Annotated in this window: 12 protein-coding genes and 2 pseudogenes; 1 reads left to right on the top strand and 13 read right to left on the bottom strand. The window is 48.0% G+C overall.

Annotated features, from left to right (window positions below):
- A complete protein-coding gene (gene serB / locus K7H94_RS03415; RefSeq protein WP_021506809.1) occupies positions 1 to 978 on the bottom strand; it encodes a phosphoserine phosphatase in 978 nt (325 codons plus the stop codon).
- Positions 979 to 1,085: 107 nt separating this feature from the next.
- Here serB and K7H94_RS03410 point away from each other — a divergent pair, with 107 nt between their 5' ends.
- Positions 1,086 to 1,760: a YtjB family periplasmic protein gene (locus tag K7H94_RS03410; RefSeq protein ID WP_021506808.1), complete on the top strand. Its 675-nt coding sequence runs from the start codon at positions 1,086 to 1,088 to the stop codon at positions 1,758 to 1,760.
- 490 nt (positions 1,761 to 2,250) lie between these two features.
- On the opposite strand, the gene K7H94_RS03405 is transcribed toward K7H94_RS03410, so the two are convergent.
- From K7H94_RS03405 to K7H94_RS03350, 12 genes and pseudogenes are all read right to left on the bottom strand, one after another.
- Positions 2,251 to 2,739, bottom strand: coding sequence for a hypothetical protein (locus tag K7H94_RS03405; RefSeq protein WP_072209924.1), 489 nt, complete (start codon positions 2,737 to 2,739; stop codon positions 2,251 to 2,253).
- A gap of 249 nt (positions 2,740 to 2,988) precedes the next feature.
- On the bottom strand, positions 2,989 to 3,474 hold the full coding sequence (locus tag K7H94_RS03400) for a hypothetical protein (protein WP_222951654.1): 486 nt from the start codon (positions 3,472 to 3,474) through the stop codon (positions 2,989 to 2,991).
- Positions 3,471 to 3,716, bottom strand: coding sequence for a hypothetical protein (locus K7H94_RS22960; RefSeq protein WP_245001398.1), 246 nt, complete (start codon positions 3,714 to 3,716; stop codon positions 3,471 to 3,473). The genes K7H94_RS03400 and K7H94_RS22960 overlap by 4 nt, the downstream gene beginning before the upstream one ends.
- A 159-nt stretch (positions 3,717 to 3,875) precedes the next feature.
- Positions 3,876 to 4,130 carry a hypothetical protein gene (locus tag K7H94_RS03390; RefSeq protein WP_222951653.1) on the bottom strand — a complete coding sequence of 85 codons (255 nt, stop codon included), beginning with the start codon at positions 4,128 to 4,130 and terminating at the stop codon, positions 3,876 to 3,878.
- A gap of 29 nt (positions 4,131 to 4,159) precedes the next feature.
- Complete coding sequence (locus tag K7H94_RS03385; RefSeq protein ID WP_222951652.1) at positions 4,160 to 4,426, bottom strand: hypothetical protein; 267 nt, start codon at positions 4,424 to 4,426, stop codon at positions 4,160 to 4,162.
- Positions 4,427 to 4,722: 296 nt separating this feature from the next.
- Positions 4,723 to 5,301: pseudogene (locus tag K7H94_RS03380) on the bottom strand (type IV secretion protein Rhs); the annotation flags it as partial.
- A gap of 426 nt (positions 5,302 to 5,727) precedes the next feature.
- Entirely contained in the window at positions 5,728 to 5,934 is a 207-nt protein-coding gene (locus K7H94_RS03375) for a hypothetical protein (protein ID WP_222951651.1), read from the bottom strand.
- Positions 5,935 to 6,361: 427 nt separating this feature from the next.
- Positions 6,362 to 6,565: pseudogene (locus tag K7H94_RS23285) on the bottom strand (RHS repeat-associated core domain-containing protein); the annotation flags it as partial.
- A 109-nt stretch (positions 6,566 to 6,674) separates the two neighbouring features.
- Positions 6,675 to 6,881 (bottom strand): hypothetical protein, encoded by a 207-nt coding sequence (locus tag K7H94_RS03365; protein WP_222951650.1) that lies wholly within the window; start codon positions 6,879 to 6,881, stop codon positions 6,675 to 6,677.
- A 298-nt stretch (positions 6,882 to 7,179) separates the two neighbouring features.
- Positions 7,180 to 7,422 carry a hypothetical protein gene (locus tag K7H94_RS03360; protein ID WP_222951649.1) on the bottom strand — a complete coding sequence of 81 codons (243 nt, stop codon included), beginning with the start codon at positions 7,420 to 7,422 and terminating at the stop codon, positions 7,180 to 7,182.
- 420 nt (positions 7,423 to 7,842) lie between these two features.
- Positions 7,843 to 8,208, bottom strand: coding sequence for a hypothetical protein (locus tag K7H94_RS03355; protein WP_245001396.1), 366 nt, complete (start codon positions 8,206 to 8,208; stop codon positions 7,843 to 7,845).
- 2 nt (positions 8,209 to 8,210) lie between these two features.
- Entirely contained in the window at positions 8,211 to 12,653 is a 4,443-nt protein-coding gene (locus tag K7H94_RS03350; protein ID WP_222951647.1) for a glycohydrolase toxin TNT-related protein, read from the bottom strand.

Here is a 12,653-nt window from a genome sequence, read left to right as displayed (position 1 = left end):
TTAACGCTCTTCGTGAATCAGGCTGCCGGTGAGAATGCAGAACACTCCCATCAGGTCAGCGTGGCGGATAATCACTTCCGTCTGCTCATTCACTTTGGGTTTAGCATGATAGGCGATACCCAGCGCCGCCGTTTTAATCATCGGCAGATCGTTAGCACCATCGCCAATCGCCACGGTTTGTTCCGGTGCGATGTCAAAGCGCTGGGCCAGACTGTTCAGGGTATCGGCTTTAAATTGCGCGTCGACGATTTGCCCCAGCACTTCGCCGGTCAGCTTACCGTCACGCATTTCCAGTTCGTTGGCTACCGCAGCGGCCAGATGCAGCGTCTGCCGCAGGTGATCGGCATAGAAAGTGAAACCGCCCGAGGCAATCGCCACCTGCCAGCCCAGCGCCTGCAACTTGTGCACCAGCGTGGTCAGGCCTGGCATCAGCGGCAGCGTGTCGCGCACCTGCTTCAGGATGTTGGCGTCAGCGCCGGCCAGCTTCGCCACGCGCTCGCGCAGGCTGGCTTTAAAATCCAGCTCGCCGCGCATCGCGCGTTCCGTCACTTCCGCCACCTGCTCGCCACAGCCCGCCAGTTTGGCGATCTCATCGATGCACTCGATCTGGATGGCGGTGGAATCCATGTCCATGACCAGCAGCCCTGGCGTTTTCAGATGGGGAATTTTGCCAAGCGGCGCCACATCAAAGCCAGCCTCATGCGCCAGCTTGCTGGCACGCGGTGTCAGCGAGCCCGCCAGCCGGATTACCTGATACTCATCGACATTCCACGCGCTGACGATCACCATCGCCGCGCCCAGCTGATGCTGATAATCGGTCAGTTTTTGTTTATCGAGCCCGCGCCCATACAGTAACCAGCCAGTCCGACCGGCACGGTAATCCAGCGGCATCACTTCATCACCGCTCAGGGAAAGGGGTAAACCCGGCCAAAGAGAGACATCGGCGGGCAGATCGCACCAGGTAAGACGATTTGGCATTACAGCTCCTGTAGGGACAACAAAACCACGCAAGAGGCTACCTTGTCTGCGCGGGTTCTGGCAACATAATTGCCAGCCTTTCTGCTGTTACGTCACACGGGTTTCTGATGGTCAAAACCGCACTGAAATTTCGCCTGCATCGCACGGTGATCGTTCTTATCTCGCTGGCGCTGTTAGTGGTGCTGATGCAGGGCGCATCATGGTTTAGTCTTGGCCATCAGATGGCCCGTTCCGAACAGGTCGAGGAGCTGGCGCACACGCTGACGCGCCAGGTGGCGTTCAGCCTGAAACCGCTCATGGATAACAGCGACGATAACCGCACGCAGATTGAAGCCATCCTGAATCAGATGACGGATAACAGCCGTGTGCTGGACGCTTCGGTCTATGCCGACGACGGCAGCCTGGTGGCCCACAGCGGCGAGAGTATTAATGTGCGCGACCGCCTGGCGCTCGACGGTAAACGTGCCGGTAGCTATTTTAATCATCAGATTGTCCAGCCGCTGGAAGGGAAAGAGGGTCCGCAGGGTTTTCTGCGTATCACGCTGGATACGCATGTGCTGGTGACGGAATCGCGTCAGGTGGATAACACCACCAATATTCTGCGCCTGATGATGCTGCTGGCGCTGGCGATCGGCATTATCCTGACCCGTACCCTGCTGCGCGACCGCCGCACCCGCTGGCAGCAATCACCGTTCCTGCTGACGGCCAGCAGAACGGTGAAAGAGGATAAAGAGGAAGAGACGGCGGCGGAGAGTGTGGAGACTGAGAGGAAAGAGGGTTGAGTTCATATGGGAGGTGCGGTCTGATCGCTTGCTGAAACGAGGTTTAACACCGGTCAGGCGATGGCAGTCAGGATAGAGGCGGCTGCATGATCCTGACGGCGGGCGACTAAAGAGAAAAGCCGGAGGATCGTTAAGAACGTTTTCGGCTTATTCTAATTCTTTCTTATTTTTTCATACCGATAGGCAACATCGACTAATACCTTTATCAGTCCATCCTCATCTGGCCAATCAAAAATGAACAGTGGATAACCTGGCATATAAACCTTTGGCTCCTTTATCTTAATCATTTCTTCGCTCAATAGTGTTATTAGAAAAGGTCTATCTATAAAATACTGCATTCATCGTATTACCGTCATCATCTCTAATCAGCTTATTCATTTCAAATTTTTAAAATAAATAATATTTTTGCACAAGCCGAAATCATCCGTTACATGATGAATACTATGGTGATGAAATAATTTTTAGCCACCTTACTTCAGGAGCGAATGGATTAATTCCCCTTGATGTTATTCCATTCGCAATACTCAACCCATTTTTTATCTTCAAACCCTTTTCGATAATTACAGACAATCGTCCCTGTACGATTATGAGGATCATAAGCAGCATCAACATGCCCCCATGCCCCTGACACTGGAAGCTCAGCCGTAAATTCATCACTAAACCATTTTCTTAACCCTCGGGTAACATTACCTTCAGGTTTTTTTTGTTCACCCATCAAAAGCTTTTCAGGTGAGAATCGCCAACTACTAAGTTGAGAATTAATGTCATTAGGCTGCAAAAAATCAACTATAAGATAAATATCACCAAACTTCCTGTCACCTTTAAGTATGGTTCTATACGATACAGTCTTATTTTCTTTTTTTTCTGGCCACCCCTCCCACTTTACATGAAAGTTATCAAATAAATTTTTTTTCGTTACCTCTGGACCCAACATCAATGAGTTTTTAAATGTAATAACTCCCTTCTCTAAGTCGAACATAACCTTACACTCCAATATCAAATGATAAACCTAAGGTTTCCAGGACTATTTTACGATTAGATATGAAGAATTTCGTCACACAACTGCTCCCAAACTACCAATATCCTGGGAGGGTTTAGCGGGGTAACGATTATGCTATTTGAGAATAACTAACCTAAAAATAAATTTTCAGAACGAAACAGCGCAGTATTTTGCGCTATAGTATATAATACCGAGCAAGCTAGCTTCTAAAATATAAAAAATTAACTGTTAGAATAAATTACTCCGCCTATATTCACGCCACTTCTCCTGATCTTCGAATGCTGTTTTATAGTTACAAACAATCATTCCTACACTATTCCATGGATCATATGAAGCATCAATATGCCCCCATTCTCCTCCTGTAGGTAATAAAACTTGCGTTTTTTTAAAAAACCAATCCCTTAAACGCTTTGTTACTTTCCCTGATGCTTTTTTTTGCTGACCTTCTATCAGTCCTTCTGGAGCAATAAACCATGTAGCAACGAGTGCATTTTCGTTAACTGGCGGTTTAAAAGTAACAATTAAATAAACAAAACCATCATGTTTATTACCTAATTTCAATCTATAGGATACAACTTCCCCATCATCGTTTCTTAGCCAATCCTCCCATGGATGCAGATTGGTAATAATTTCTTTTTTCTTCTGGAAAAGAGATATTTTTATATTCTCATCAAAGATTATAACGTCAGCCTTACACGATATTTGCAAAATCATACTCCTAAACCAAATGGAGATCCTATTGGCTCTAATACAATTTTATAATTAGAGATAAAGAATTGCGTTCCGCCACCTTTACCAAAACCAAGAGAAGGATCTTGTGATAACGCCTGGCCAGTACCTGCAACTGTAGTTTTTTTTAACTCGGTAAGCCTGTACCATTTTTCTATAACCTTATGTTGGGTGGGGAAGAACCTGCAGACTCTGCCATAATTTTGTTCTGCTACCATCAGCAGCATCTAAAGTGGCTTTGTCGAAATAGAAACCAGATTGTCCGGGTGCTCCGCCATAGACAATATCCCCTTCTTTTAAGAAAGTATTTGACCATTTATCGCGCCCCTTATAAATACCATGACCTTGCCATTGTCTGCCACGGGGATCGCTTCCGGCTTATTTAACTATATTTCTTTTTCTAAATAACTATCGACTGCTTTTTCCATTCTATCCAAAACATTAGTAATTGGGTTAAGGTAGTCGTTATACATGTCTGCATAACGACGGGCAAAGCCTCTTAAGATATTACTCTTTACTTCATCATTAATAACTTCCACTTTTAAATTTTCAAGATCATTAATAAAAGCCCGCAAATCTTCTTTGCGCTCATTTTTTATAACAGCTTCAATATTATCAATTGCTCTATCTATTTCAGACAAGAGGGATTTTTATACAAGATTAATATTCCTCATAAGGAAAGATAACTCTTCACTACTTCTTCAGCATCAGACATTTGATAAAGAAGAGGATTATCATAATCATTATATATTCCTAAATAAGCTTTAACTGAGTTATGTATTTCGTTGTACGTCAAAACATCCATTTCAATATCATGAATTCTTTTCTTATATTTATCAATAATATTATTGAGTTCCACCTTATGAAAAACCAATCTTTCTTTTTCCAGATCCGAAAGAGTTTTCCTTAATATATTTAATGCTTCGGTTTTTTTCATAACATTATTACATCACTCATCTCCTTTCAGTAAAAAATAGAGATAACATTACTGCCATATGTCTAACAGTTTGCTCCATACATCTCTCATATTTTCACCTTGTACAGAGTAGTCATTGAACTCTTCTGTGTAATCAATAAAAGTTTGGTGAATAGACCTGATCGGGACATTCCTTTCATACCTTGAATCCTCAATTATTTTCTTAAGCTTATGCAGGTAATACGGATCCCTCACTCTCCCCGCAAAGTAATTATCAAGGAAATCAAGCACTTCACTACAGGACTCATAGTTCATTCTTACTCCTCAGGAAGAATATTAACATCATCGAAATTTATAACTCGCTTGTCTGCGTATAATTGCTCGACACCACCTTTTCCATATCGCGGATATGCTTTAGTAAAAAGCTCTAATGGTTTACCCGGTTCATTTCCAAACATTGTTGGGTGCCGAACCTGAGGAATGCCATTTTCAAATAATTGAAGAGTATCAAATTGCCCTCTCAACCTACCATCACTCCAGGACATATCTTCAGGATTAAGAGGATTAACTTTATCAATACCTTTTATTTGAAAAGCATCTCTTGTTGCTTTTCCACTATTAAATTTATCGAAACCAAAATAGGTGAACAGAGCACTCTTATCAGAGAGCAGCTTTTGTCCCCACTCATTTAAGCTGCCATCATCGTTCTTATATCGTACAAACCGATACGCTGTCGCTCGCATTGTTGCACTAGGCCCATCAGGACCAACATAAAAATCAGGCTTACTTTTATTTCCATTGTTGCTGCACTTTCTCACCCCCCACGGATCCACCCACCCTAGCGAAGTCGGCGCATACTGGTACAGGTTCAGCCCACCCGCCAGTCCTATCTGGTCATAGGGAGGACTCTAACATCGTCATACCTTTTAGTGGGATTAACATGCTGCTTTTATTATCTTTTCATGGGGGCCTTTCCCACTTTCAGCAGGCTGTTAACACGATGAACCTGGACGCGTAATTTTGCCCTGCCCACGCTACCGCCCAGTCATGACCTTCCCTGTCTGTACCCCTAAATACTACCAGCCACGCTTTGAACGGCAACCCGTGCACGGGCAGCTTGCTGTTCGCCGGGCACGGCCGGCACAGAGCCCACTGGTGATGCCACTACCACTTGGATTTACCGGGGGTAGCGGCTGCATGTGGCCGGGTTCGGGGTCGGTAAGAAGTTAACCATGCAGGTTGAAGAGGGCTGTCTGGTCCTGACGGCGGGCGACTAAAATAAAAAGCCGGAAGGATGATTCAGATCGCTTCCGGCTTATTATTTAACAAAAATTAAAATATATCTCTCTGATCAGTGCGCCATCTGCTTCTTCAATAGAGCCGACCGCAAGATCATTAAAGTCTGCTAAGATACTTTTTACTGGTACGTCATCTTTTAATAAACGAGACGAAAAAACACTTCTTTTTTCCGGGAGAACATATTTATCAATTAAATAATTTAAATAATTAACCAACTCATCACGACTCACAATTACTCCGGTAACACGCTAACTTTATTGAAAATCACAGGAGTTCCTTTCTCAATTGGCAGTAGCTGAACAGCACCACCTTTCCCATATTGAGGATAAGCACTTGTAAATAATTCATAACCAGGCCCATCCCCCCATTTGCAAGCGGAACTTTAACCTGAGGAACACCATTCTTATAAAGCTGTAAAGTATCAAATTCTCCCAACAGGCGAGCATCACTCCATGATTTAACATTACCTTTTTCATAGAAAATTTGATAAGCATCCCTAGCCTCACTACCAGTTTTATATTTTGTATAACCAAAATAACTTAATGGCGCTGATTTAGATGCCATTGTTTTAGCAGCGTATGAATCTGAACTATTCATATAATGATAAGCAGTCGAGGGCATCGTCGCACTTGGTCCATCTGGCCCGACATAAAAATCAGGTTTACACCTATTCAACCCCAGCGGATCTATCCAGCTGAACGCATTCGGCGCATACTGGTACAGGTTCAGCCCACCCGCCAGCCCTATCGGGTCCTGCTGCGTAAACCGCGCACTGTCCGGGTCGTAGTAACGAAACAGATTGTAGTGCAGTCCGGTTTCACGGTCCAGGTACTGGCCCTGCATACGCAGGTTCTGGTCGTAACCGGGCAGTTGCTGATGAGTAAAGGTGGAAAGGGATTACCTGATCCTGACATTAGGAGGCTAAAGAGAAAAAAGCCGGAAAGACAGTTAAGATTACTTCAGACTATTCTCAGCAATAATAGAAATATATATCACTTATTAAATCACCATCAGCCTGTTCTACAGTTACTGCTTTAAATTTATTTAAGTCGGCCAGTATCCCTTTTACTGGGACATCATCTCTTGATAAATATACATAGAAATTTTCTCTTTCACTCTTAGGCACATATTTATTTATCAAATAAAGAAGGCTTCCTCTTAATTCTTTATCTGTCATCGCATTAACTCCTTGAGAACATTGACTTTATCGAAGGATAATAGCATAGCCTTTTTATGTTGATAATAATTTAATACACCGCATCTATTACATTCTGGATGTACGCTGGTAAAAAAGCGTATATCCGTGCCCTGTGTCACTTTTGGCAAGCGAAACCTTAAATTGTGGAACACCATTCTTGTAAAGCTGTAGGGTTTTAAACCACCCCAATCAATAATATCTATAGCATCAAATCTCGCCATACAATTATCAGCGGGGAATGGCTTCACCTGATACTAATAAGAAGGTGATATTCTCGTTATCTCTTTTTTCCTAAATCTAAAGAGTAGTGCCAATCATACCAGCCATTTACTTTTTGGGAAAAAGAGAAAACAATCAAAACCTCTTTTTCATCATTTAGCGTCAAGTAATAAAAAGATGCTCCTTCTGGAGGCGGAAAACATGAAAATAAAGTCCCATCATCATTTACAACCGTTAATAACATTGGTAAAGGCGATAATTTGCTTAACGCGAATACTAAATTCCGCTTTTCATCCATCATTGCCAGATCCAAATAATCTATAATAAAAGTGATCTTTTTTTATTGCATATCCAATGCAATTGATTATTTTCTTTGATGCAAATTAAATTATTATTCATTTTCAACTCAATAATTATGGCTTAAGTCAGGAATCGTCAATAACCTTCAAATAACCCATACACTCTGCGGGGACGCTGCCATTCCAACTTATGAGCCGCCATAAGATAGATACATGTTTACACCTTAATCTAATTGAGCTCCGTCATAATACTGCAAATCATTAGATAGTTATTTTAATGTTTTATCATCATGAAAAATTTAAAATAATTTTTTAAAGTAGCTCTCTTATTCTAATGCTAATGACGCAAAATTAATGTATTAAACCTGCATCAAAACGAATGCAGCTTAATAACAAACCAAGGCTATAAAACGCAATCAAATCTAAAATTGTTTTTTATCAAACACTCCAATCAGATATGATTCATAACGGGAAGGTTGTAATTCCTTGTAGGTAAAGACAATTGTAATATCATGCATCCCATTTGCGCACTTTCTGTCTATAATCCTTAGTGGACTTTCTTTGTATTTATATTCCTTAATTTCATCTCCAGCTAGCTTCACACCTCTCATTTTTTCTAACATCTTATTTTTTTTATCTTCATTTATCATATCAAAATCAAGGGAATTATATAAACCAAAAAATATAGCGCCTCCACATAATGGACAGGTTATTTTTACACTATTATTTAAAAAGGAATCTTCAGGCCCATCATGAATTAATACTTTTTTCCTCTGGTAATTAATCATTTTCACACCTTCCTCAAAAATCCATTCTTAATTAGCTTTTCAATACCTACAGACGTTTCATATTGAATACCATAACCTGGTTGACCAAACCATGGGATAGCAGGGCCACCATCAACAGGTAATGGTTTTAAGACTTCATAAGTTGTATATGGCTTATTTAGTGTACTGGTTTGTAAAGCTCTACCTTCAAATGACGAACCAGCAGGAGAAATAAAAGTCCCCGTATCATGAAAACCTGTGGCATCCATCCACCCACCATAGCGATCAACTTTAGTTCCAGGTATAAGTGTCGTTTTCGTAGCAGTAACAAAACCTCGATTTGGAGGCCACGCACCTTCTCCCATAAATTTTTCCAAGGCTGGCCAGTCTTGCTTTCTCCACAAAGCATAAGCTTTAGATGCTTGCGTTCTTGATGAAAATTGCCGCTTATTTGATTTTTTTTGAAAATCATTCCACTCGTTTTTACACTTACTCAACCCCAGCGGATCTATCCAGCTGAACGAATTCGGCGCATACTGGTACAGGTTCAGCCCACCCGCCAGCCCTATCGGGTCCTGCTGCGTAAACCGCGCACTGTCTGGATCGTAGTAACGAAACAGATTGTAGTGCAGTCCGGTTTCACGGTCCAGGTACTGGCCCTGCATACGCAGGTTCTGATCGTAGCCGGGCAGTTGCTGATGAGTTTCGCGCAGCAGTTTGCCCCATGCGTTATTGATGCCTTCCCAGCTGATGCGGCCTTCGCTGTCTGTCAGGCGTTCCGGCATGCCGTTAGCGGCATTGTGGAACCAGAAAATCTCCGCGCCCTCATTGCCGTCAATACGCGCCAGCGGTTCATAGCTGTTTGCGTCGCTGTATACGTAGGTCAGTGGCACATCGTCGTGTATTTCTTGCAGCAGACGAAAACCGTCCCAGACGAAGCGGGTGAGGGTCGCTGCTCCGGCCGGCTTGCCGTGCAGCAAACGCTGCACGCGCTTGCTGATGCGGCGCCCGAGCGGATCGTAGCGGAAACTCACCTGCACCTGAGGCTTGTTGCGATCGCGCGGTTCGCTGACGACTTCGATCAGGCGATGCTCGTCATCATAGCGGTAGCGCCAGCGCGTCTGACCGTCATCCTTTTCACTGGTGCGACCGTGCACGTCATAGCGCCAGCGGATGCCGTTCAGCTGCGTAACACGGTTGTGCGTTACCGCTGCTGCCGCGCTGCGGTCCAGCGGATTACCCGCGCCATCCCACTGCCACGTATCATTACCGGGCTGTACACCTTCCTGCGCCAGCAGACGGCCCGCGCTGTCGTAGTGCCAGAGCGTCTGGCTGAAAGGATTGTCGTCGCGCTGTTCGCGAATCAGGTTGTTGCCGTAGTCGAAATCACGCCGGCGTGACCAGCGGCGCGGTGCCGGGCGCTGTGCCTCACCGTCGAACACATCGCGACGCACCAGCCGACCCAGCCGATCGTAATCGCTGCGCGTGGTCAGTCCGCCCTGGCTGCGGCTCAGTTCGCGGTGTAGCGTATCGCGCGTAAATTCGCTGACCGGCAGGTTATCCAGCGCGATGCTCAGCAGATGGCCACTGCCGTAATACAACTGTTTCAGCTGGCGGCCATCCGGCAATGTCAGCGCAGTGCAGTTGCCCAGCGCGTCATACTGCCACGCCAGGCTGCCCTGATCGCCCTGCTCCGCTATCACGCGACCAGCTTTGTCATACGCGAAAGTAATCGCCTGCTCGGCTTCACGGCTCCACTGGTTTTCCCCCAGTGGCAGATGCTGCGCCACGCTTGCCAGCTGGCCCGCCGCGGTATAGTCATAGCGCGTCTGGCCTTCCGGGGTGATGCGCGCCATTAGTTGCCCTGCCGGGCTGAAGGCGAAGCGGTGCGTAATGGCCTGCGGGTGACCGGCGGCGAAAGTGCGGACAACTGCGCGTCCGGTGGCATCGTAGTCGTAGCGTGTTGCCACACCGTCCAGCCCGATCTGCGCCAGCAGCAGCGAATCTGCGCCCCATTCGAAGTGGTAGCTTTCGCCGTTCTGATTTTGCAGCGAGATTAAACGTCCACGGCTGTCCCAGCGGCGCTGCACCTCTTCGCCCTGCGCGTTTCGCGAGAGAGTCAGTCTGCCGGCCTGGTCGTAAGCGAATTCGCTGCGTTTACCGTCTGCCGAGGCATACGCCACTGGCAGACCACGTTCGCTCCACTCCAGACGTTCTTCCCAGCCTTCAGCACGTTCCATCTGCCGGGGCCGCCCGGCGGCATCATAGTAGTATCGCGTTTCTTCGCCATCGGCTGCTGTAACACAACTCAGCCAGCCCAGCGGATGATAACGGTAACGCGTCGTCTGGCCGGAGCAGTCCGTCTCGCGAATGACCTGCCCGGCATCGTTATACTCACGGCGATAGCGATTGCCCGCCGCATCAATCTCTTCTGTGATCAGCCCAAACTCATCACGCAGATAACGCGTGCTGTGCCCGAGCGCATCGACCACCCGTTCCAGTCCGTGATGGATATCGTAGTAATAACGGATGGTAGCGCCGCCAGGCTGGGTGATGACGCTGGGCAGGGCACGATGCGTTAACCACTCTGTGGTCTGCGCATTGCCATCGGCATCCTGCTCTTCAATGCGGTTGCCGAGCTCGTCGTAGGTAAAGTTCACCGCATGGCCGAGCGGGTCAATTCGGCGCGTCAGCAGTTCATTGTCATCCCACTCGTAGCGCCATTGCTCGCCGCGCTCGTCGATGAAGCAGGTAATTAATCCCTGTGCATTCCAGTGATGCTCGCGCTGCTGCCCATCGTAAGTAGAAACGCGGGTAATGCCCGCCGCGAGATCGTACTGCATACGGCAGCCATCGCCGCTGCTGGTGCGGTTTTCTATCACCCGCCAGTGATCAAACAGCTGCCAGCGATACTCGCTCTCCAGCCCGCCCGGCAGGCGGTGCCATACCATCAGGCCATCCACGTTATAACGGAAACGGCGCGTCTCAATGCCTGCCGCATCGGTGACGCTGGCCAGCTGGCCGTGATCATCAAAGCTCCAGCGCATCAGCGGCCAGTGCTGTTCACCGTCAAAGTGACTGGCAGCGGTAACGCGTTGCGGATGGCGTTCGTCGTTGTAGTGCAGCGTCACGTCAATCGCCAGCGGTTCATCATGGATGCGCACCAGCCGGCTCTGCTCATCCCAGCCCATCTCCAGCGCGTTGCCGTACTCGTCGCTCAGCGAGGCGAGACGCAAGAGCTGCGGGTTTCTGGCGGTGGGTTTGTACAAGCGCCAGACCGCGCCGTCATCGTCAGCGATGGCCACGTCACCGTGCGCATTGCGTCGCACCATCAGTCCTTCGCTGATGCTGTAAAGCACCTCTTTTTCACCGGGCAAGGCAAAACGCAGTTCGCGGCCGTTGTCATCAAACCAGGTGGCCTGATTGCCTTCCAGCGTCAGATAGCTGTCGAACACCGTCGACCAGCCACGGCCAAACAGGCCGGCGCGCTGCGTCAGGCTGTTATAGCTGCGCTGCCAGCGCAGGGGAAAACGTCCCGGCAGCGAGAAATCACGCTCGGCATCATCATTCAGCACTTTCACGCCGGTAGCGGCATGTACCGGGTGCAGCGCGGAGAATATCGCGTTGATAGACATATCGGCCAGCATGCCGCCGCCCGCCATTGCCAGCGCACACGGCATATTTTTCAGGATCTGACCGGGACGACCGCGGATCAGCGACAGGCCGATCATCGCCAGCGCCAGACCGGGCTGTTTGCCGCTTTTGATATCCCGCACCGTTAGCGTTTCACCGCCAATGATGACGTTGGCTGAAACATCATCGCTGATGGTCGCGCCACAGGTGGTGCGATCTTTAGCACGTGCCGCCGGCTGGCCGTTGATGAATACGCTTTTAGATCCTTCAGCGAGATATTGTGGTCCGCTGTGTTTCTCGCACGCAACTTTATCCTGTTCCAGTGGCGAGGTACCTGCGGCAGCAGAGGCAATCGTCGGCTGCCACATCGCCCCGGCGAACTGGTCGGCAACCGCCAGCAGTTTGCCGGCATAGTCGGCAAAAAATCCGGCCGACTGCGCTTCCGGTGGCGGCGTATCGCCTGCCGTCAGTTCACCTGCCGCGCGAGCCGCCGCTAAGCCATTGATGATCACATTATCCGAACCGCTGGCAATGACACCTGCAGGCGACGGCGGGAACAGCATGTCGCCAATGCCATCCGCAGCCGCGCTGATGTCGTCCGTGATGCCTGCCACATTCGCCACCGCACCCGCGATGATACCGCTCAGCAGACAGCTACTGCCTACCGCCGCCAGCGCACCCACGCCAACCAGCGGAGCGGCTACGGTAGCCACACCGGCAACAATCGCGCCCATCGCGGCGTAGACCGCACCTTCAGCGACGATACTGGTGATATCGGCGAAAATACTGGAATGAATGATGTCATCGCCCTGGCGGGCCGCGTGCTTATCCAT

The sequence above is a fragment of the Pantoea dispersa genome, from assembly GCF_019890955.1.
Lineage (GTDB): Bacteria > Pseudomonadota > Gammaproteobacteria > Enterobacterales > Enterobacteriaceae > Pantoea > Pantoea dispersa.
This window is presented reverse-complemented; position numbering and strand designations above follow the sequence as displayed.